The following is a 21,510-nucleotide window of genomic DNA, read 5'->3' on the forward strand; positions in this document are numbered from 1 at the left end:
ATCTAGTTACGTTTTGAACCCGCGTTTTAGCCTTCCTGTAATCAGGACAATGCCGAGCAAAAACGTGATGAGGATAAACAATAGTTTAGTATGATGTTGTCTCAGATGAATAAAAAAATGGCCGATCCAACATTCAGCAAATGTAATGGGCAGATTTCCAAGGAAAGTAGCGAGAATAAAATTTCTTCGGCTAATTTGAGAGATACCGGCAGTTAAGTTAATTACGCTTGACGGAATCACGCTGCTAATCCGAGCGAGAAAAATGGTTAGAAAACCGTCGGTCGAAGCTAGGTCATTAAATCTTTTAAACCATGCTAGATGCAGTACTTTTCTTTCTGCCCACTCACGGGCAAGATAGCGCGAAGTCAAAAAAGTGAGCGTAGCCCCAGAGCAGGTCGCGAGCCAACTAACTAAAAAACCGCCCCACAGTCCAAACAGTAAGACGCTAACCCCCGCTAAGGCGATAAAAGGAATGTAAGGGAAAAAGGTTTGGATCATAATGAACACAGTTGTTATGATAATCGATGCTGAACCAAACGTTTTTACATAATCAGCGATGTCATCTACTTTTCCTTGCAGTAATAACTGTCCGATAAACGTTTGCTTAAGAAAAAGGCCGATCGCGATGATGGCGATGAGTGGCAAGATGAGCTTTTTCATGTAGGTCACGTCCCGTTTTGAAATAGTACTGTAATTGTAAACTGAGAAAGGGTAGTTAAAAAGTAGTATGTGACAAAGAAGGTGAAAGTTATTTGAATTCTGTCGTGATTCGTTTGATAATCACAATGGCTTTGTTGTTTACGTGTTTGCTCGGGTGGGGATTTGTTGTCGTTGTTCAGGAACAGTTTTTTCCCGCGCAGGCAAGCGAAGCGGGTCTTCCGAAGCGAGAGAGTGTCGAGCAGATGGATACCCCAAAAAGTTTGTTGGCCTTAGGAGATTCACTAACCCGCGGCACTGGCGATCCGCAAGGTAAAGGCTATGTCGGGTTAGTCGTTGAAGCTTTGGAGGAACAAGAACTGTCGGGAGAAAAAATCTCACTATTCAATTGGTCGATCAGAGGACAAACAAGCGGGCAGCTGATTGCGCAATTAAAAGAAACAGAGATGCAAAGGCAGCTCAAAACGGCTGATCTCATTTTGTTGACGATTGGCGGCAATGATTTGTTTCAAGGTGGACAATCGTTAGTTGAGCTTGATCCGCGTCGAATTGGAGAAATTCAGAAAGTTTATTTAAAAAATCTTGAGGAAATATTTGCGCTCCTTCGCGAGTTCAATCAGACAGCAACTGTTTACCATATCGGTTTATATGATCCTTTTTTTGAACTTGAAAGCGGACCAATCACCTCAAAATTTGTGCGGGACTGGAATTATCAAAGCGCTGAAATCGCAGCCAAATTCCCAAAGATAGTCGCAGTTCCGACTTACGATTTGTTTGAATTAGGAGTCACCGATTATTTGTACTCGGATCAATTTCATCCCAACGATCTCGGCTACCAGTTAATTGCGGAACGGCTTGTTTCTTTAATTCAGCGTGACGGAGGCGGGGGTGAACGAGATGAGTGAAATCACGTTGTCTGTAAATAATTTGCGCAAATCGATTGGTAAAAAGGAAATTATTAGAGGTATTAGTTTTGAGTTAATGAAGGGAGAAGTGTTTGGTTTTCTTGGACCGAATGGAGCAGGAAAGACAACAACCATCCGAATGCTTGTTGGTCTAATTCGACCCACTTCAGGTCAGATTCAAATTTGCGGTTTCGATCTGAAGCGCGATTTTGTCAAGGCGATGGGTCGGATTGGCTGCATCGTAGAAAATCCTGAACTTTATCCATATATTTCAGGAATCGAAAATCTACGTCATTTCGCGCGCATGATTCCTGGTTTGCCACGTTCACGTCCAGAAGAAATGATCGAATTAGTCGGATTGCAAAATCGCAGCGATGATTTAGTTAAGACATACTCGCTCGGCATGAAGCAACGATTAGGCATTGCTCAAGCATTACTTGGTCGACCAAGTGTTTTAATTTTAGATGAACCGACAAATGGGCTCGATCCTGCCGGGATCCGAGAAATGAGACAATTTATTCAAGATCTTGCGAAACGGGAAGGCTTGACCGTGCTTGTCTCTACCCATCTTTTATCTGAGGCGCAGGCGTTGTGTGACCGTATTGCGATTATGGCTAAGGGCGAACTCATTCATGTCGGGACCGCCGATTCGTTGTTAGCCGAACAACAAAAAATAGTCTGGCGTTTGCAGCCGATAGAAACAGGATTTGCGATGTTAAGCGAGTGGACAGAGGCAAAGCGAGATGGAGAATTCGTGGTCACGGCTTATGAGGAACAACACGTCTCACTTTGGAATCAACGACTTGTCGCTGCTGGGGTAGAGGTGCTGGAAATGAGCAGAAAACTCCCTTCTCTCGAAGATTTATTTTTAGAGTTGACGGAAGAAGGGGGAACCGCGATTGAATAACTTGGTTTATAACGAAATGGTCAAATTGTTAGGTAAAAAGCGATTGTTGGCCGTTCTATTGATGATCGCTATTTTAATTCCTTTGTTCACCTATGCCCAGTTTAAAACGGCGCAAACGATTGAGGAAAAACTAGGGACAACCGATTGGCGGGCCTCGCTGCAACAACAAATTATTGATGCTCAAAATCGATTAAGCAGTAGCAGGCTATCCGATGAATGGAGAGAAGCGCTGCAAATTCGGCTTGCCCAACAACAATATTACTTAGAACACAATATTAACCCGTCAACCCCGGGGGCGCCGACTTTCATTCGTCTATTTCTAGAAAACTCGATTAGTTTGATGCTTCCTTTGTTCGTTATGGTCGTTACGGTAGATCTAATCTCCTCTGAATATAGCGGTGGGACGATCAAACTTTTACTGACGAGACCTGTTCAACGTTGGAAAGTGCTATTGAGCAAAGTTTTCGTTATGATCCTCTCGATCTCATTAATCTTGTTGGCGATTGTCTGTTTAGCCTACGTAATCTCTGGGCTGGTGTTTGGTTATGGGGGATGGAACATGCCGTTGTTGACTGGCTTTGTTGCGGAAGGAGCAGATTTGAATACGAGTCAAGTACATCTGATTCCGCAGTGGCGCTACATTCTCATGGTTCTCGGTTTAGCTTGGTTTGTTTGCCTCGTCGTAGGCTCTCTGTCGTTTATGCTGTCTGTGCTAGTAAAAAGCGCGGCGACAGGAATGGGTATCATGCTCGCCGCGTTGATCTCGGGGGTGATTTTACGGAACATGGTTTCATCTTGGGAATCAGCCAAATACTTGTTTATGGTTAACTTGGAGTTGACCGGCTATTTGAGCGGTTCGCCGCCACCGATACAGGGCATGACACTCGGCTTTTCGTTATCCGTGTTAGCGGCATGGGGAACCCTCGCAACCTTTGTTTCGTTTTGGGTGTTTACGCAACGAGATGTTTATTAAAAAGGTTTGAACCGGTTGTGAGGCCCCTCATCATGACGTGTCATCCTCGAAAAATCAGTTTCGCGTGTCCTGACGGCCTTCGCATCGCCTGTTCTCCAGCATTACGCTTCCACGATTACGACTACGACCTCGACCACGATAATTTCCGCTCCCACGCTTCTCTTTTACAAACGGACAGAAAAAAAGGGGTGTCCTTCTGGACAACCCCTTTTTACCTTATTTAGAAATTTCCTCGATGAGTGTCGTGTCTACGAGTCCGTCCAACTTTGGCGGCTCTTGGATAAATTTAAGATCATAGGACGCGTCTGCCCATTCTTGTAAAGCTTCGCTGTGAACTTCGGAAGTAAACTTCATGCGCTCCCATGATTTCGTTAATACTGACTCTGGCAATCTTTTTTGCGTTAATTCGTAGAGTGTGTCGTTAATCGCGGTAATTGAATCATCTCTATTTTCGTTAACAAATTTGATTGCCTCCGTATGGGCTTTTAAAAAGTTTTTCACTAGTTCAGGGTTTTTCTCGACAAACGCCTTGGAACTAACTAATACAACGCTCGGCAGTGTTTCGCCCCAGGCAACCTCATCCCACTCAACGATGATCGATGCGTTTGCAGTTTCTACAAGATATGTTCCCCATGGTTCAGGCAAAGCAGCGGCGTCCATTTGCTCCGATTCAAATAGAGCTTCGACGGTAGCGGGTGGTTGTTTTTGGTGGATAACATCGCCGCCAATTCGATTGGTTGTTAGGCCGATATCAAGCATCATTTTTTCTAATTGGACGTCGTGTGTGCAACCAATTCCAGGTGTGCAGAACGATTTGCCGCTAAGGTCCGCTACTTGTTCGATTCCTGATCCCTCGCGAGCGACGATCAGTGTTGCCCCATTAGCCGCGGAGGCAAGGATGACAACGTCATTACCTGCCATGAAACGACTAATAGCGGGACCAGGACCGACATATCCAATGTCTAGATTTCCACTGTTTAAAGCGTCCATAAAGTTATTTCCGTCTGGAAATGGTTCTGTTTTAATCTCGACTCCATCTAAATGTTTAGCAAAGATATCTTTCTTTAAACCTACAATCGCGGGGGCGTGGTCAAGGTTAGGGAAATACCCCATTGTAATTTTTTTCGTCTCAGCATCTCCGTCTTCTGAAGGTTGTCCGCCGCCGTCGCTTCCGCAACCGGCCAAGGCAAGCCCGCTAAATAAAACTCCTGCCAATAATCCTAATTTCCATCTCTTCATTGATTTCTCTCCTTTAATTTTATGCCGCTTTTTCTAAACCCCAACGGGTGAGCACTTTTTTCTCGGTTGGTTGAAAAACAAGATTGTCTATAATCGAGCCGATGACAGCAATGACGACCATCAAGGCCACAACCAGATTCATATTGCCTAGGTCACGACTAAACATCAGCGTGTAGCCGAGTCCTGGTCCGGGACCGATCAATTCTCCCGCCATTAACGCCCGCCAGGAAAACGCCCAAGATAAGCGTAACCCTGTGATCGCATACGGGATCGAAGCGGGAATCATCACCCTACGAAACAAATCGAACCCGGAAGAGCCCATCGTTTTTGCGGCCTTAATGAGAATAGGCTCCACGTTTTTAAAGCCCATTCGCATGTTCATAATCATTGGCCACATGCCACCTAGAATGACAACAAAGATAATTGCCCCTTCTGAAAATTTAAACCAAGTTAACGCTAACGGAAGCCAGACGATACTTGGGATTGTCTGTAAGGCTGTAACTAATGAACCAAGCGTCTCGTCTGCCGTTTTATATTTTGCAAGCAAGACTCCAATCAATGTTCCTAAAATGACGGCGAACAGCAAACCGATAAACAATCTTTTTAAACTGTTTAGTGTCGCAAAGATTAATGTTCCTTCCGTAAACCCGATGACAAGCGCGTTTGCTACGCCGACAGGACCGGGGAACATCGTTTTTGGCCAAATATTTAATTGAAAGATGACCTCCCATAAAACAAGCAGTGAGCCAAAGAAGATAAATCGTTTAAGCGCTGTATTCATAGCCCAACTCCTCTTTCATCACTTTTGTGATTTCCCCTTCTAGATGTTGCATGATGTCGGCCTCCAATTGGATAAATTCAGGATGATTTGCAGGCCTAGGGCGGGCGATTCGAACGTCAAATTGTTTTATGATGCGACCAGGTCTTGTGCCCATTAGCAAGATACGGTCTGACAGTAAAATGGATTCGCGAATATTATGAGTAATAAATAAGATCGTTTTTTTCGTCTTCATCCAAATATCTTGCAATTCTTTATGCATCATCATTCGCGTTTGCTCGTCTAGCGCGCCGAATGGTTCATCCATTAGCAATACTTTGGGATCAATGGCCAATGCCCTCGCAATCGAGACACGTTGTCTCATTCCGCCCGAAAGTTCATGCGGATAAGCGTTAGCAAAGCGACTTAAGTGAACCAACTTCAAGTGGTCTATCGCAATCTGGCGGGCTTCCGCTTTGTTTAAGCTTTTTAAGCCAAACATGACATTTTCGAGGACGGTCAACCATGGCATTAGGGCGGCTTCTTGAAAAACAAAGCCGCGATCAGGACCTGGTTCGGTGATCGGCTGCCCATTCATTCGCGCGTGACCATGTGTCGGAGCGTCGAGTCCGCCGATAATGTGTAGGAGGGTCGATTTCCCGCATCCAGATGGTCCTAGGATAGAAACGAATTCCCCCTCGTTTACTTCAAATTGTAAATTTTCAAATACAGTATAAGCATCTTTTCCCTTTTGCGGAAAAGACTTGGTTACTCCATCAACAGATAAAAACATCGTTATCCCCCAATTCATATTAAACAACTAGGAATTAATGAGTTTAGTATAGAATGGGTTTGAAAGATTGTCAATGCTTTTTATAAAATTTATGTATGCGATAGGGGATTATCGCCTAAAAGTAAAAAAAGCCGATGAGAAAGGTTGGGGTTCTCATCGGCGCTATTTTTATTATTATTGTCGATTTGATAGCTCCGTAAGGCCTATTATTTTTAGAGCTTGAAGTTCTTCAGGTGTCAAGCGAGACATCATTTCAGCTTGGATTGCTTTCTTTTCTTCCGCTGTTCCATTTTGCGCTTTGGACGCGAATCTTGCTAACTCACTCATTGAAAATTTCGTCAGTAGAAACGAGAGAGCTTCTTCTTTTGAAGAAAAAGAAAGTTTGGCAGCAGAGTCGTTAGCCGAATGATCCTGAGTGGCGGGGGAATCATTTGCTAGCCCTTGCCCAGTCGATTGCTCCGATCCATGCTCGCCAATTTGTTCTCTAATTGCCTGCTGAATGTCGTTATCTTGCAATAATTTGTCTACTTCACTTTGCGATAAAACTTGATCGATCATTTTATCGGACAGGTAGTTTATTCCAAACTTATAACCGCCGACACCCATTGCGGCAACGACAATGAGGATCGCTATCCATTTTTTCATGGGCTCACATCCTTACATCTATCGTTATTTTGAATTTCGTTCAGGCGTTAGTGTCGCCTCTCCCGTGACATAAATTGTTTTTTGATTGTCATAGATGACATAACCGGGTTTGGCGCCGCTCGGTTTTCGCACATGCCTAACGAAAGTATAATCAACTGGGATTTGGGTAGAACCACGGGCCTTACTAAAGTAGGCGGCAAGCGTAGCGGCTTCCAACAACGTTTGTTCAGAAAATTCGTCCGCTCGAATGACCACGTGAGAACCCGGTAGATCTTTCGTATGTAGCCACGTATCTGTTGAGCGGGCCAATCGATTCGTTAAGTAGTCGTTTTGTCGATTGTTTTTACCGACGAGAATTTCAATGCCGTCTGAGGAAATATATTTTTCTAAAGTAGGTTTTGCTGGTTTTTTTCGGCGGGACTGTTTTCTTCCGCGTGAGCGTAAGTAACCGCCCTCCATCAATTCCTCCCGAATTTCCTCAATATCATCCAGAGACGCATTCTCTAATTGTTGAGCAATACTGTCAAAGTATTCAATTTCTTGTTCAGCTAAGTTCATTTGGTGTTCAACCGCTTGAATACTATTTTTTGCCTTATTGTAACGTTTGAAGTAAGCTTGCGCATTTTCAGCTGGCGTTTGTAACGAGTCCAGCGGAATCGTAAGTGGAGGAGTATCCTCTTCATAATAATTGATGACGTTTGCTGTTTTGTCGCCTGGCTTCAACTCATGCATATGGGCGGTTAGCAGCTCTCCGTATAGTCGGTAGCGATCCGCTTCATCCGCCTGCTTCCTCGTATCTTCTAATTTCACCATCTTTTTCCGATTTTTATCTAATTCATTACTTACAAAACGGAATAAATCCGCGGCTTTTTGGCGAACGGAATCCCGTTCAGCTCGACCAGCGAAAAAGGCTTCTAAACATTCCGAGATGGATTCGAATGATTGAATGTCACTTTCTCCAAGGTGTGACAGACGGGTGATGGAAAAAGAGGTTCGATTTTTTGTCAAAACAATTTCCGGGTGATATTCATGGTGTTTTGCTTGATTGATGAGCTGTTCAAATGCTTTCCAAAGCGAATCTCGACTAGAAACCCCGGCCCGATGAATAATTTCACGGGAAACGAGCGGGCTGATCCCTGAAAATCGATCAACAATTTGTCTGTCCAATCGGCCAGCGTTATAGTCAAAGGATCGGATAAAATCTTCCTTTGAACTGGTTAAAGGATTTAATTTTCCTTGTTCGGGCGGCTCGATATAAGGACGACCTGGCAGTACAACGCGATGTGAACTCATCCCAGGCGTAACATGATGGATTCCGTCAAGGATCATATTTCTTTCTACATCCAATAAAATAATATTGCTGTGCCTGCCCATGATTTCGATAATGATTTTGCGTTGTTTCCAATCCCCGAGTTCATCCCGCGCTCGCAGGTTCATGTGAATAACTCTTTCAAGGCCAGGCTGTTCGAAGCTTTCGATGATCGCTCCATCACAATGCTTGCGCAATAACATGCAAAACATCGGTGGCTCTAAAGGATTGGTGAATTCCTCCGTTGTGAGGTGGATCCGCGGAAAAGTGAGATTAGCGGAAAGAAGTAGACGTTTATTTTTTCCATTGGCTCGTATTTGCAAGACAATGTCTGTATCCGATGGCTGGTAGATCCTTGAGATCCTTCCTGATGCTAATGCAGCATGACATTCCTCTACAACAGCCCGAGTAACGAGTCCGTCAAAAGCCATAATTTCCATCCTTTCTATATATCAAAAGCTTCTATTCGTACTTTCAAAGTATAAACTAAACGAGAAAATAAATCATTTTTTGACGCTTGTCTGAATATCTTATCAAGGAAATCCTGTTGGGAGGGAGAGGAGGATATAGTAGTGGACAATAAGCAGTGGTACAACCTAAGCGCGCAAGAATGTATCGATCGGTTGCAGACGAACCCCGAAAAGGGGTTAACTTGGAAAGAGGCAGGGAAACGTATAGAGCAAGTTGGGGAAAACATATTGCAGGAAAAGAAAAAAGTTTCCTCCTGGATGATTTTGTTGAACCAGTTCAAAGATTTCATGGTGCTAGTCTTGCTTGCGGCCACCTTGATTTCTGGTTTGCTTGGTGAATACACGGATGCCATTACAATTATTGCTATTATCGTTATAAATGGGATTCTTGGTTTTATACAGGAATTTAGAGCTGAAAAATCATTGAACGCATTGAAAGAACTGACAGCTCCATCTGCCCACGTGATCCGTGATGGGAACTTGAGCCAGATTCCAGCAAAAGATGTTGCTCCAGGCGATCTCGTTTATTTTGAAGGCGGAGATCGGATCCCAGCTGATGTAAGAATTATCGCTAGCCAAGGTTTATACGTCGAAGAATCGGCATTGACTGGGGAATCTGTTCCTGTTTTAAAAGAGGAACGGGCGATCCATGATCAGAAAGTATCGCTTGGCGATCAACGGAACATGGCGTTTATGGGCACACTTGTAACGGGAGGGACCGGACAAGGTATCGTGATTGGAACAGGCATGAAAACGGAAATGGGGAAAATTGCCGATCTAATCCAGACGACAGAATCGATGCAAACTCCATTGCAACGAAGACTTGAACAATTAGGCAAGATCTTAGTCGCGGTCGCTTTAGTCCTGACAGCGATGGTTGTTGTTGCGGGTATTATGCATGATCATAATCCTTATCAAATGTTTTTAGCGGGTGTCAGTTTGGCTGTCGCGGCCATTCCAGAAGGGCTTCCCGCAATTGTGACGATTGCCTTAGCGCTTGGAGTGCAACGCATGATAAGAAAAAAGGCGATCGTGCGCAAGTTGCCATCTGTAGAAACGCTCGGATGCGCCTCGGTTGTTTGCTCGGACAAGACGGGAACGTTAACGCAAAACAAAATGACGGTGAGAGAGATTTGGTTTGAGGGAAAAAGCATTGCGGTGAGCGGCGGTGGATACGTTCCCGAAGGGGAATTCAGTTGTGACGGAAGGATAATAGAGCCGAATCGCTCGAAAGGTCTCGAGAAACTGTTTGAACTAAATGTGCTCTGTAATAATGCCCAATTGAATGAGGAGATGAGTGAGCGGAAATCGCGCTTGTCCGCTGCCAAAAAAGAATGGAAAGTTGTTGGCGATCCGACGGAAGGCGCTTTGCTCGTCGTTGCCGCTAAGGCTGGAAAAACACCCGCAACGGTGCGTGGTTGGACACGATTAAAGGAATTTCCGTTTGATTCTGAACGAAAGATGATGTCTGTTTTGGTTGAACATCAAGGAAGACGGATGGTGGCTGTCAAAGGAGCGCCGGATGTGTTGTTGTCTCGTTGCAGTCAAATCGTTTGGAATGGCAAGACAATTACGCTAACCGATGAACTCCGTCAACAAGCGCTTGATAACAATCAAAAGATGGCGGAGCAGGCATTGCGAGTGTTAGCGATTGCCTACCGTGAAGTTCCTGCGAACGACTCCATCTACGACCACAATCAGGCGGAATCCAACCTAGTATTTGTCGGCCTGTGCGGGATGATTGATCCTCCGCGAGAAGAAGCGAAAGAGGCGATTAAGCGTTGTCGGGAGGCTGGGATTAAGACGGTCATGATCACGGGGGACCATCAAACGACAGCTGAAGCGATTGCTAACCAATTAGGAATCTTGCCAAAAGACGGGTTGACAATAAATGGACAGGATCTATATAATATGTCCGACGGAGAATTCGCGAGGAAAGTAGAGGATATCTACGTTTATGCGCGAGTTTCCCCGGAGCACAAACTAAGAATCGTGCGAACGTTGCAAGCGAAGGGACATATCGTGGCGATGACAGGCGACGGTGTGAATGATGCGCCAGCGATTAAAGCCGCAAATATTGGAATTGCAATGGGAATTACAGGAACAGACGTCACGAAAGAGGCCTCTTCGATTGTTTTAGCGGATGATAACTTTAAAACGATTGGCGATGCGATTGAGGAAGGTCGGACCATCTACGATAACGTGCGGAAATTTATTCGTTATTTATTAGCGTCCAACGTCGGAGAAATTTTGGTGATGTTGCTGGCGATGTTGATGGGAATGCCTTTGCCGCTCGTGCCGATTCAAATTTTGTGGGTGAACTTGGTGACGGACGGGCTGCCTGCCATGGCGCTTGGCGTTGATCAACCAGAAGGTGACACGATGAGAAGACCGCCGAGACCGAGTAAGGAAAGTATCTTTGCAAGAGGATTAGGGTGGAAAATTATTAGTCGGGGCGCATTGATTGGGTTGTGTACGTTAGCCGCATTTTGGCTGACACTGCAGGCTGATCCTGATAACTTGCGTAAAGCGCAAACGATGGCTTTCTCGACGCTCGTCATGGCGCAATTGATCCACGTGTTTGATTGTCGCAGTGAGCACTCTGTTTTTCGGCGCAATCCGTTTCAAAATATGTACTTAGTGGTTGCCGTGATCGTTTCAACGATTTTGTTAGTCGGCGTTATTTATCTAGAACCACTGCAACCGATTTTTAAAACAGTCCCTCTAAACTCAGCGGAGTGGATTACCTTACTTAGCTTGGCGGCAGTGCCGACAATTGTGTTTGGAACGGCTCGTTTAATGATCGACGCATGGGGCAAGCAAGCGAAAAAAATATAATGATGAAAAATTGAGCAACGGCGTAAGCGCCGTTGCTCATCTTTTAACTAAATTACGTGGAGACATATATGATACTTTAAAAATAGGTCGGTGAGCTAATGATAAAGAGTATGACTGGTTATGGACAAGCTGTCGTTGAAACAGATGAGGCGCGGCTAATGGTTGAAATGAGGAGTGTGAACCACCGTTTCTTAGATATTTCCGCGCGGATGCCGCGAGACTGGACTGCGATGGAAGAACTAGTTAAGAAACAAGTCGGGCGTTATGTGAAGCGGGGCAAGGTGGATTTATTCGTCAGTTTTGAGACAACAGTTTCGCGAGGAAATCAAGTTTCAGTCGATTGGACGTTAGCGGATGAATACGCGCGCGTTCATCAGCTTTTTGTTGAACGTTACCAGTTGGCGGAGTGTCAGCTTACTGCTCTTGAAATGATGAACTTACCAGAAGTAATCTCTGTGGAGGAGTCAAAAGATGAGGCGGAATTGGTCCAAAAAATGCTGATTGAAGCCGTCGATTACGCTTGTCAGTCATTCCTACATATGAGACAATCTGAAGGAAACTATTTGCGTGAGGAACTTACGAAACGAATCCGCCTCGTTATGCGGTTTGTGGATAATATAAAGGAACGAGGTCCGCTTGTCGCAGCGTCCTATCAAGAGCGTTTAGGGCGCCGTATGGAGGAGTTGCTCGCGGGCAGATGGGAAGCGGATGAAGGTAAGATCTTGACAGAAGTTGCCAGTTTTGCGGAAAGGGCCGATGTTGATGAAGAAATTACCCGTCTCCATAGTCATTGCAAACAATTTTTATCCGCGCTTGAAGCAACTGATTCCGTCGGGAGAAAATTAGATTTTCTTGTTCAGGAAATGAATCGGGAAGTCAATACGATTGGGTCGAAGGCGCATGATCTCCAGATTAGCCAGAAAGTTGTAGAACTGAAAGCAGAATTGGAAAAGATGAGAGAACAAGTTCAAAACATTGAGTAGGGGGTGCGGAGTTGGCTATTAAACTGATCAATATAGGGTTTGGTAACATTGTTTCCGCGAATCGAATCGTCTCCATCGTCAGCCCAGAATCGGCTCCGATTAAACGAATCGTACAAGAAGCTAGAGATCGCGGGATGTTAATTGATGCTACATATGGAAGAAGGACGAGAGCGGTGATCATCACCGATAGTGATCATGTCATTTTATCGGCTGTCCAACCTGAAACGGTCGCGCAACGTTTGTCAACCAAAGAGGAGGACACGGATGAATAAGCAAGTTTCGGAACTGGATCAGGGCCTGCTGGTTGTTCTATCAGGCCCTTCCGGTGTTGGTAAAGGGACCGTGTGCGCCGCTTTAAGGGAACGTATGCCTGAATTGGTTTATTCCGTTTCTGCGACAACAAGGCAGATCCGAGCGGGAGAACAAGATGGCGTAAATTATTTCTTTAAACAAAAAGAAGACTTTTTAAAGATGATCGAAAATGATCAGCTGTTAGAATGGGCAGAATATGTGGGGAACTATTACGGCACGCCGCGGGAATTTGTGAAAAAGACATTAGCTACTGGAAAAGACGTTATTTTGGAAATTGAAGTGCAGGGGGCATTGCAAGTCAAACAAAAATTCCCAGAGGGAGTTTTTATTTTCTTAGCTCCTCCTGACCTAAAAGAATTGCGTAGTCGAATTGTCGGCAGAGGCACAGAAACGGAAGACACCGTTAATAGTCGGATGGCGGTTGCCAAAGAAGAGATTGAGTTGATGGACAACTATAATTATGTTGTCGTCAATGACCAAGTCGATCTCGCTTGCGCCCGAATCGAAAGCATTATTACAGCAGAACATTTGCAAAAAGACCGTCAAATAGCGAAATATCGTAAATGGATTAAGGAGGTTTAATGATGATTTTTCCGTCGATTGATAAACTTGTCGAGAAAGTAGAGAGCAAATATACACTCGTTACGCTAGCGGCTAAACGAGCTCGCGGACTACGAGAAGTAGAAAAGGACGCAAAAGCGGACGAGCCTGAATCAAAGAAATTTGTAGGCATCGCCTTGAACGAAATCATGGAAGATGATTTGAAATATGAAAAACCGGTATCAGCGACGGACGAATAATGAACGGATCCTGCGTTCGTTTCTAGTCACAACGGGTTAAACCATGGAAACGTAGAAAAAGGAGGGGATTGTGTATGCTGCATGGGAAAACGATTGTGTTAGGTGTTACTGGGGGAATCGCCGCCTATAAGGCGGCTGCGTTATGCAGCGCTTTAGTTCAAAAAGGGGCGGAAGTCCACGTGATTTTAACAGCATCCGCGGCCGAGTTTATCCAACCGCTCACTTTTCAAGCGCTTTCTAGGCGACACGTGATTGTTGATATGTTCGTGGAGCAAGACCCAACCATTATTTCCCATATTGATTTAGCGGATCGCGCCGATCTCGTCGTCATCGCGCCGACGACGGCGAATGTGATCGCGAAGGCAACCCATGGGATTGCGGATGATATGTTAACGACGATGTTGTTAGCGACACGCGCCCCGGTGATGATTTGTCCGGCGATGAATGTACATATGTATGAGCATGTAGCCGTTCAGCAAAATATGGATACCCTTCGGGAGCGAGGGGTTTTGTTTGTTGAACCTGCAGAAGGGTTCCTTGCGTGCGGTTATGTTGGCAAGGGTAGGATGGCTGAACCGGATGTAATTGCGGATAAGGTTGTTCAATTTTTCACGAAAAAACAAGATCTTCATGGTAAAACCGTGTTGGTTACTGCGGGAGCGACGCGAGAAGCATTTGATCCGATTCGGTTCATAACCAATCGATCGACGGGGAAGATGGGTTACGCGATTGCTGAAGGCGCCAGAGCGAGAGGCGCTAAAGTCATCTTAGTGAGCGGGATTACCCATATAGCGCAACCGAGCGGTGTACAGACGCGCGTGGTTGAATCTGCTGAGGATATGTATCAAACCGTTTGCCGTTATGCCGATGAAGCGGATGTGATTATCAAATCGGCGGCAGTATCCGATTACCGTCCTATCGAGGTTCATGACCAGAAGGTGAAGAAAAAGGATGGCAATTTGGTGATCGAATTTGCTCGCACCAAAGACATCTTAAAGCATCTAGGCGAACACAAACAGGCAAACCAGATTTTGATTGGATTCGCAGCGGAAACGGAACGAGTGGAAGAGTACGCGATGGAAAAAATTATGAGTAAAAACCTTGATTTTATCGTTGCTAACAACGTGGCGATGGAAGGAGCAGGGTTTGGGACTGATACAAATATTGTTAGTTTATATGATCAAGCGGGTTTAGTCTTTTCACTTCCGCAACTTAGCAAACGCGAAGTTGCGGAACGGATTCTCGATGAAGTCGTCGCCCGTTCGAAGGGGAAAAATACGTGTATGCCCAAGTAATCGTTGATGTGCCGCATGTTGAGACGGACAAGCCATTCGACTACCACATTCCGTCTGAATTACGTCCGCATCTGACGATTGGAAGTCGCGTTTCCGCGCCTTTCGGCAATCGTAAAATCCAAGGGTATGTGGTTGGTTTGTCAGAAACAACAAGTGTGAAAAAGGCGCGTGACCTTGAAGATGTTCTCGATGTTGTCCCACCTTTAACACCTGAACTGATCGAATTAGGAGAATGGATGAGTGAGCGCTATCTATGTCGCCGTTACGTCTCCTTTCAAGCGATGTTGCCGGCTGCCCTTCGTTCAAGTTACAAGAAGAGTCTGTCGCTGACAGAGGATGGGAAACAGATCACCTTGCTTATACCGCAAGAACGGCAGTTGATGCGCTTTATCGAGGAAAAGCAGCCGATCGATTACGACCAGCTATTAAAGAATTTCCCAGGAGAAAAATCTTTTCTGCTAAAAGCGTTACGGGAAGGTTGGCTTCAGGCTGAACAGGTTGTCAAAGACAAAGTGACGCGAAAAACATTGTTGTATGTGATTAAAGCTGAATCGGATCAAACGCTTCAGCAAGCAGCTGAAGCGTTGCCGAAACAGGCGTCGAAACAGCGTGAAATTTTACAGTTTATGCTAGATCTACAACATCCAATCGCCTTACGCGATTTACTAGCCCAATTATCGGCAAGTCAATCTTCCGCTCAAGCGCTCGTTTCCAAAGGGCTGCTTAAAATGGAAGAAGTCGAGGAACGAAGAGATCCGTATGCGGGACGCGCGTTTGAACAAGAAGCGAAAGTTGTGTTCACACCTGAACAAAGGGAAGTGATCGACGAAATCGTCTTTGCTCTTAATCGGCCACAACCATTTTCCTATTTATTGCGTGGGGTGACAGGCAGCGGGAAAACAGAAGTTTACTTGGAAACAATTGAACATTGTCTCCAAATGGATCGTCAAGCGATTGTGTTAGTGCCTGAAATCTCGTTGACCCCGCAGATGGTTAATCGATTTAAAGCAAAGTTTGGCGATCAAGTAGCCGTCTTACATAGCGGTCTATCACGCGGTGAGCGGTATGATGAGTGGAGAATGATCCGAGAAGGAAAAGTGAACGTGGCGGTAGGCGCTCGCTCAGCGATTTTTGCTCCGTTCACAAAGCTAGGTTTAATTATTATTGATGAAGAACATGAGGGATCCTATAAGCAAGAAGAGAATCCGCGCTATCATGCCAGAGAAGTCGCTAAAAAAAGAGCGGAACTACATGGCGCGGTAACTGTGTTTGGCAGCGCCACACCTGCCTTGGAATCGTATTATGAAGCGACAAAAACGGAAACAGGGCTGTTGGAGATGCCGTATCGGGTCAACCGAAGACCGATGCCAAGCGTATCCGTTGTCGACATGAGGGATGAACTCAAACAAGGGAATCGTTCGATGTTCAGTCGGTTGTTAGCTCAAGGGATTGAAACGAGACTAAGCCGGGGGGAGCAGATGGTTCTCTTTTTAAATCGCCGCGGTTTCTCCACTTTCGTGATGTGTCGTTCTTGCGGACACTCCTTGCAATGTCCACATTGTGATATCTCACTAACATACCATCGCTCCAACCAGACCGTCCGTTGTCATTATTGCGGTCATACGGAGCGAGATGCCTCAGAATGTCCAGACTGCGGAAGTAAACATATTCGTTATTTTGGAACGGGAACGCAAAAAGTTGAAGAAGAATTAAGTCGACATTTTCCAGGGATTCGTGTGATTCGGATGGATGTGGATACGACAGGTCGCAAAGGCTCGCATGAAAAATGGTTGACGCAGTTTAGGGAAGGAAAAGGGGAAGTGTTGTTAGGCACGCAGATGATCGCTAAAGGTCTCGACTTTCCAAAAGTAACGCTCGTTGGGGTGATCGCCGCTGACACGATTTTAGGCATGCCAGATTTTCGAGCCGCGGAAAGAACGTTCCAATTGCTTACCCAAGTGGGGGGAAGAGCAGGTCGACATGAGCTACCAGGCGAAGTGATTATTCAGTCGTACAATCCCGACCATTATAGTATTCAACTGGCCAAAAACCATGACTTTGAGAAGTTTTTCGCGATGGAGATGAAACACCGTTACGAACAAAATTATCCGCCTTTTTACCGTTTGGTCTTGTTCACCTTTTCTTCGCCTGATGTTCCACTGGTTGTAAAGAAAGCGGATGAATGGGTCAAACAGTTAAAAAGGAAGTTACCTTCAAGTGTTTATTTGCTTGGCCCTGTCGCATCGCCAATTCCTCGGATCAAAGATAGATATCGATTTCAATGCATGATAAAATATAGAGATGAAGCGGACATTTTGTCTCAGATTAAATTGCTGTCAGATTCATTCATTTATGCGAATAGAAATGAAGACATTGGTCTTACCATTGATGTCGATCCGCATATGTTGATGTAATAAAGCGCGAGTTGGATAGAGCGCCAAAAAGGAGGATATGATGGGAACTAGAGTGATAGTCAAGCATCCAGATCCAGTTTTAAGACAGAAGTGTGTACAGGTCAAAAGGTTTAACGCCAATCTGCACAGGTTGTTGGACGACATGGCTGAAACGATGTACGAAGCGCATGGCGTCGGTTTGGCCGCTCCGCAAGTGGGCATTTTAAAGCGCGTCATCGTGATGGATTGCGGGGACGGTATCATTGAAATGATTAATCCAGAAATTGTTGAACGAGATGGAGAGGAAGTCGGTCCAGAAGGTTGCTTGAGTATTCCTGGCTTACTAGGGGACGTACGGCGAGCCCTCAAAGTGAAAGCGCGTGGGCTTGACCGACACGGAAACCCAATCGAAGTCGTTGGAGAGGACCTCTTGGCTCGTTGTATCCAGCATGAAATCGATCATTTAAACGGAGTGTTGTTTATCGATTTAGCTGAAAAAGTATATGAAAAAGACCCAGAAGATGCTGATTAATTGACGTAAGATGGCTGACACAATACGAAACGAACCTAGCATAATGATCAACGTTCGGGTTGAATGAAGGATGCGGGTCTTGCGTTTTCGTTTGCTGTCAGCCTTTTTTAAAAGACTCCAGAGCTGAAGCCTAATGGATGAATAGAATCAAAGGAGTTGGCATGATGAATGTTATTTTTATGGGAACGCCTGACTTTGCCGTTCCGTGTTTAGAAAAAATAGTAGCGGAGAATTATAATGTGATCGCAGTAGTAACCCAACCCGATCGCCCCAAAGGAAGAAGAAGAGAGTTGACCCCTCCCCCGGTAAAGGAGGCTGCCCTTCAACACGGCTTGCGCGTGTTTCAACCGGAGCAGTTGCAAGATGAGGCGGCTGTCGATCATATTTGTTCCCTTCAGCCCGATCTGATTATTACGGCTGCATACGGCCAAATCCTCCCAAAAAGGCTGATTGACCTCCCTACATACGGATGTATTAATGTCCACGCTTCTTTATTGCCGCGATATCGTGGCGGCGCTCCTATCCATCAAGCAATCATTGATGGAAATGATGAAACTGGCGTTACAATTATGTATATGGTTGAAAAACTGGATGCGGGTGATATTTTGACTCAAGTGAAAGTTTCGATTGAAGCGGACGATACAGTAGGCCTATTGCATGATAAATTAGCAAGAGCGGGTTCACAGCTACTTCTTGAGACTATTCCCTTGTTGATTGAAGGGATGATTGAACCAAGGCCACAGGAGGAATCCGAAGTAACGTACGCATGGAACATTCAAAGAGAAGATGAAAAAATAGATTGGACTCGTTCCGCGCAAGAAATCTATGATCAGATACGGGGATTAAATCCATGGCCGGTAGCTTATGCTAAGTTAGAAGGGAAAGTGTTGAAGATTTGGCGGGCAAAAGTGGTCGATCCACAGCGTCAAGGTGACGAGCCGGGGACGATCGTAAACGTAGCAGACGAAGGAATTGATGTGGCTTGCGGCGCGGGTTTATTGCGTTTGTTGGAAGTGCACCCTTCTGGCAGGAAAAAAATGAGCGTATCCGATTTTGTAAGAGGTGTTGGGCAAAGCCTTGAACCGGGGATGAAGCTAGACTAAGAAAGGGGGGTTGCGTGATGATTGAACAAGGAACACAGTCTGCGCGTTCGCTTGCGCTCGATGTATTGACGGAAATTGAACGCAAGGACGCGTTTAGTAATTTAGAATTGAATGCTGCCTTGAACAAAGCAAATTTAACGCGTAGAGAAGCCGGGCTTGCAACTGAACTTGTCTATGGGACATTGTCCAGACTGAATACACTTGACTGGATCGCGACTCAATTTGTGAAGAAACCAACCCATCGCTTGGAACCATGGTTGCGAAATTTACTGCGTCTGGCGCTCTATCAACTCCATTATTTAGATCGGATCCCTGATCGAGCGATCGTACATGAAGCGGTTGAAGAAGCGAAAAAACATGGTCATAAAGGAACAGTCAGTTTAGTGAATGGTGTGTTAAGAAATTACCTGCGCGAAAAAGAACAATTAAATCCGCCAACACAATGGCCAAAATTCAAAAAAATTGCGCTCGAACATTCTCATCCTGAATGGTTAGTGAAAAGATGGCTTTCGGCGTTTGGTGAAAAAGAAACGATTGCGATGTGTAAAACGAATAATTTACCGCCGACGCTTAGTGTTCGCGTCAATACATTGCGCATTTCTAAGCAAGCATTTATAGCGCGTCTTCAACAAGAAATTCCAGACGCGGTGATTGAAGAATCACTCTTGTCAGATGTCGGTTTGCTCGTTTCCCATGCGGGAAATATCGCAAATTCGCCCCTGTTTAACGAAGGACTTTGCGCCATCCAGGATGAAAGCTCGATGTTAGTTGGGCAGGCGATGGATGTCCAACCCGAAATGGCGGTGTTAGATACTTGCGCTGCGCCGGGCGGGAAAACAGCGCATTTAGCGGAACGAATGGGCAACCGAGGTTCGATTCTGGCTTTAGACATTCACCCTCACAAGCTGCAGTTGATCGATGAGACGGTCGAACGGCTTGGGATAACCATTGTTGACACAATGGAGGCGGATGCTCGGGCATTACCAGAAAGCTTTCAGCAGGCTCAATTTGATCGAATTTTAGTCGACGCGCCGTGTTCTGGATTTGGTGTGATTCGACGTAAACCTGATTTGAAATGGCAAAAACAAGTCGAGGATATTACGGCGATCGCCGCAATGCAAATGGAGTTGTTAGAGCAGGCTGTCCGCTGTTTAAAACCTGGAGGCAAGCTCGTTTACAGTACGTGCACCGTTGATCCTGAAGAAAATGGGCGGTTGATTCATCGTTTTTTGGATAGCCATACCGAATTTGAATTAGATCCTAGCCTAGTTGACGATATGCCGCCGCTTCTTCGTGAGCGCTTTCACCAATCGGGAGCGTATATTCAGATTTTGCCTCATTATTTTAGCAGCGATGGATTCTTTATTTCCCGTTTGCGGAAGCGAGTGTAAAAACAAGGTCTGTGGACTTTGTTTTTTTCCGAAATCATGTGGTAAAATAGGGATTTGAATCATCGCATGAACGGTTACAATACAATTAAAAGAGAAAGAAATGGTGATAGATTTGAAACCGTTGATTTATGATATGAGATTTGAGGCTCTGCAACAATGGCTGGAGAGTAAGGGTGAAAAAAAGTTTCGGGCCGGACAAATCTTTGATTGGTTATATGTAAAAAGGGTTGATCAATTCGAGCAGATGACAAACTTATCGAAGTCGTTGAGAGATTTGTTGCAAGATCATTTTACGTTGGCGGGATTGCGTGAAATTACACACCAAGAGTCAGCGGACGGAACGATTAAGTTCCTATTCTCTTTGCATGACGGTCACGCGATTGAAACGGTGATCATGCGACACAATTACGGCAACAGTGTTTGTGTGACGACTCAAGTCGGTTGTAGAATCGGGTGCACCTTTTGCGCCTCGACAATCGGCGGCCTAAAGCGTGATCTGACAGCGGGAGAAATCGTCTCGCAAGTGTTAATGGCTCAAAAGATGCTAGATCAGCAAGAACAACGAGCAAGCCACGTCGTCGTCATGGGGATTGGCGAGCCGTTTGAAAATTTTACAGCGTTGCTTGATTTCCTATATGTGATAAATCACGAACGGGGACTTAATATCGGTCAGCGCCATATCACGGTATCAACGAGCGGAATCGTTCCGAAGATTTACGCGTGGGCGGATGATATGAATCAATTTAACTTAGCGGTTTCGTTGCATGCCCCAAACAATGAGATCCGCTCGCGCCTGATGCCAATTAATCGCGGTTTCCCGTTAATAGAATTGATGAAAGCGTGTCGTTATTATGTAGACAAAACAGGCCGCCGCATCACCTTTGAGTATGGATTATTTGGCGGGGTTAACGACAAGCCCGCTCATGCGGAAGAATTAGCGGAATTGATTGGCGATCTGAACTGTCATGTCAATCTCATTCCTGTGAACTATGTCCCAGAACGAGAGTATACGCGAACATCGCGAGATGATATTTTTGCCTTTTTAAAGACGTTGCAGAATAAAGGAATTAACGCTACGATCCGTCGCGAACACGGCAGTGATATCGCCGCGGCCTGCGGTCAATTGCGAGCCCAACATGCGCAAAAGGATCAAAAATTAACAAAAGAGGGCAAGAAAGAGAAAGTTTCTAAGTGATGAGGTGAAACGG

General features: G+C 45.3%; 20 protein-coding genes. 14 read left to right on the forward strand and 6 right to left on the reverse strand.

Annotation, left to right across the window (positions count from 1 at the left end; genetic code table 11):
- Positions 1 to 6 precede the first annotated feature (6 nt).
- Complete coding sequence (locus tag BEP19_RS08275) at positions 7 to 660, reverse strand: TVP38/TMEM64 family protein (protein WP_120189388.1); 654 nt, start codon at positions 658 to 660, stop codon at positions 7 to 9.
- A 92-nt stretch (positions 661 to 752) separates the two neighbouring features.
- On the opposite strand from BEP19_RS08275, the gene BEP19_RS08280 reads away from it, so the two are divergent.
- Genes BEP19_RS08280 through BEP19_RS08290 form a run of 3 tightly spaced genes read left to right on the forward strand, consistent with a single transcriptional unit; the run spans position 753 to position 3,442 of the window.
- Positions 753 to 1,562, forward strand: a complete 810-nt coding sequence (locus BEP19_RS08280) for an SGNH/GDSL hydrolase family protein (RefSeq protein WP_120189389.1) — start codon at positions 753 to 755, stop codon at positions 1,560 to 1,562.
- Positions 1,555 to 2,469: an ABC transporter ATP-binding protein gene (locus BEP19_RS08285; protein WP_120189390.1), complete on the forward strand. Its 915-nt coding sequence runs from the start codon at positions 1,555 to 1,557 to the stop codon at positions 2,467 to 2,469. The genes BEP19_RS08280 and BEP19_RS08285 overlap by 8 nt, the downstream gene beginning before the upstream one ends.
- A complete protein-coding gene (locus BEP19_RS08290; RefSeq protein ID WP_120189391.1) occupies positions 2,462 to 3,442 on the forward strand; it encodes an ABC transporter permease in 981 nt (326 codons plus the stop codon). The genes BEP19_RS08285 and BEP19_RS08290 overlap by 8 nt, the downstream gene beginning before the upstream one ends.
- Before the next feature lie 216 nt (positions 3,443 to 3,658).
- On the opposite strand, the gene BEP19_RS08295 is transcribed toward BEP19_RS08290, so the two are convergent.
- The 5 genes from BEP19_RS08295 to BEP19_RS08315 form a co-directional block, all read right to left on the reverse strand.
- Positions 3,659 to 4,681 carry an aliphatic sulfonate ABC transporter substrate-binding protein gene (locus BEP19_RS08295; protein WP_120189392.1) on the reverse strand — a complete coding sequence of 341 codons (1,023 nt, stop codon included), beginning with the start codon at positions 4,679 to 4,681 and terminating at the stop codon, positions 3,659 to 3,661.
- Between the two features lie 19 nt (positions 4,682 to 4,700).
- The gene (locus BEP19_RS08300; protein WP_120189393.1) at positions 4,701 to 5,462 is read right to left on the reverse strand and encodes an ABC transporter permease; all 762 of its coding nucleotides are present in this window, start codon (positions 5,460 to 5,462) and stop codon (positions 4,701 to 4,703) included.
- Positions 5,446 to 6,231 carry an ABC transporter ATP-binding protein gene (locus tag BEP19_RS08305; RefSeq protein ID WP_120189394.1) on the reverse strand — a complete coding sequence of 262 codons (786 nt, stop codon included), beginning with the start codon at positions 6,229 to 6,231 and terminating at the stop codon, positions 5,446 to 5,448. Before BEP19_RS08305 ends, BEP19_RS08300 begins: the two co-directional genes overlap by 17 nt.
- 174 nt (positions 6,232 to 6,405) lie before the next feature.
- On the reverse strand, positions 6,406 to 6,876 hold the full coding sequence (locus BEP19_RS08310; protein WP_120189395.1) for a hypothetical protein: 471 nt from the start codon (positions 6,874 to 6,876) through the stop codon (positions 6,406 to 6,408).
- Between the two features lie 24 nt (positions 6,877 to 6,900).
- A complete protein-coding gene (locus BEP19_RS08315; protein ID WP_120189396.1) occupies positions 6,901 to 8,616 on the reverse strand; it encodes an Rqc2 family fibronectin-binding protein in 1,716 nt (571 codons plus the stop codon).
- A 141-nt stretch (positions 8,617 to 8,757) separates the two neighbouring features.
- On the opposite strand from BEP19_RS08315, the gene BEP19_RS08320 reads away from it, so the two are divergent.
- From BEP19_RS08320 to rlmN, 11 genes are all read left to right on the forward strand, one after another.
- The gene (locus tag BEP19_RS08320) at positions 8,758 to 11,493 is read left to right on the forward strand and encodes a calcium-translocating P-type ATPase, SERCA-type (RefSeq protein WP_120189397.1); all 2,736 of its coding nucleotides are present in this window, start codon (positions 8,758 to 8,760) and stop codon (positions 11,491 to 11,493) included.
- A 98-nt stretch (positions 11,494 to 11,591) separates the two neighbouring features.
- Positions 11,592 to 12,476, forward strand: a complete 885-nt coding sequence (locus tag BEP19_RS08325) for a YicC/YloC family endoribonuclease (RefSeq protein ID WP_120189398.1) — start codon at positions 11,592 to 11,594, stop codon at positions 12,474 to 12,476.
- A gap of 11 nt (positions 12,477 to 12,487) precedes the next feature.
- Positions 12,488 to 12,748: an extracellular matrix/biofilm regulator RemA gene (gene remA / locus BEP19_RS08330; protein WP_120189399.1), complete on the forward strand. Its 261-nt coding sequence runs from the start codon at positions 12,488 to 12,490 to the stop codon at positions 12,746 to 12,748.
- Complete coding sequence (gmk, locus tag BEP19_RS08335) at positions 12,741 to 13,370, forward strand: guanylate kinase (RefSeq protein WP_120189400.1); 630 nt, start codon at positions 12,741 to 12,743, stop codon at positions 13,368 to 13,370. The genes remA and gmk overlap by 8 nt, the downstream gene beginning before the upstream one ends.
- A complete protein-coding gene (gene rpoZ / locus BEP19_RS08340; protein WP_425452742.1) occupies positions 13,370 to 13,588 on the forward strand; it encodes a DNA-directed RNA polymerase subunit omega in 219 nt (72 codons plus the stop codon). Before gmk ends, rpoZ begins: the two co-directional genes overlap by 1 nt.
- 74 nt (positions 13,589 to 13,662) lie before the next feature.
- Positions 13,663 to 14,883 (forward strand): bifunctional phosphopantothenoylcysteine decarboxylase/phosphopantothenate--cysteine ligase CoaBC, encoded by a 1,221-nt coding sequence (coaBC, locus tag BEP19_RS08345; protein WP_120189402.1) that lies wholly within the window; start codon positions 13,663 to 13,665, stop codon positions 14,881 to 14,883.
- On the forward strand, positions 14,868 to 17,297 hold the full coding sequence (gene priA, locus BEP19_RS08350; protein WP_120189403.1) for a primosomal protein N': 2,430 nt from the start codon (positions 14,868 to 14,870) through the stop codon (positions 17,295 to 17,297). Before coaBC ends, priA begins: the two co-directional genes overlap by 16 nt.
- Before the next feature lie 40 nt (positions 17,298 to 17,337).
- Complete coding sequence (gene def, locus BEP19_RS08355) at positions 17,338 to 17,808, forward strand: peptide deformylase (RefSeq protein WP_120189404.1); 471 nt, start codon at positions 17,338 to 17,340, stop codon at positions 17,806 to 17,808.
- Between the two features lie 161 nt (positions 17,809 to 17,969).
- The gene (gene fmt, locus BEP19_RS08360) at positions 17,970 to 18,911 is read left to right on the forward strand and encodes a methionyl-tRNA formyltransferase (protein ID WP_120189405.1); all 942 of its coding nucleotides are present in this window, start codon (positions 17,970 to 17,972) and stop codon (positions 18,909 to 18,911) included.
- Positions 18,912 to 18,928: 17 nt separating this feature from the next.
- A complete protein-coding gene (gene rsmB / locus BEP19_RS08365) occupies positions 18,929 to 20,302 on the forward strand; it encodes a 16S rRNA (cytosine(967)-C(5))-methyltransferase RsmB (protein WP_120189406.1) in 1,374 nt (457 codons plus the stop codon).
- Positions 20,303 to 20,402: 100 nt separating this feature from the next.
- Positions 20,403 to 21,497, forward strand: coding sequence for a dual-specificity RNA methyltransferase RlmN (gene rlmN, locus BEP19_RS08370; protein ID WP_120189407.1), 1,095 nt, complete (start codon positions 20,403 to 20,405; stop codon positions 21,495 to 21,497).
- Positions 21,498 to 21,510: the final 13 nt, after the last annotated feature.

The organism is Ammoniphilus oxalaticus (assembly GCF_003609605.1).
Classification (GTDB): Bacteria; Bacillota; Bacilli; order Aneurinibacillales; family RAOX-1; genus Ammoniphilus; species Ammoniphilus oxalaticus.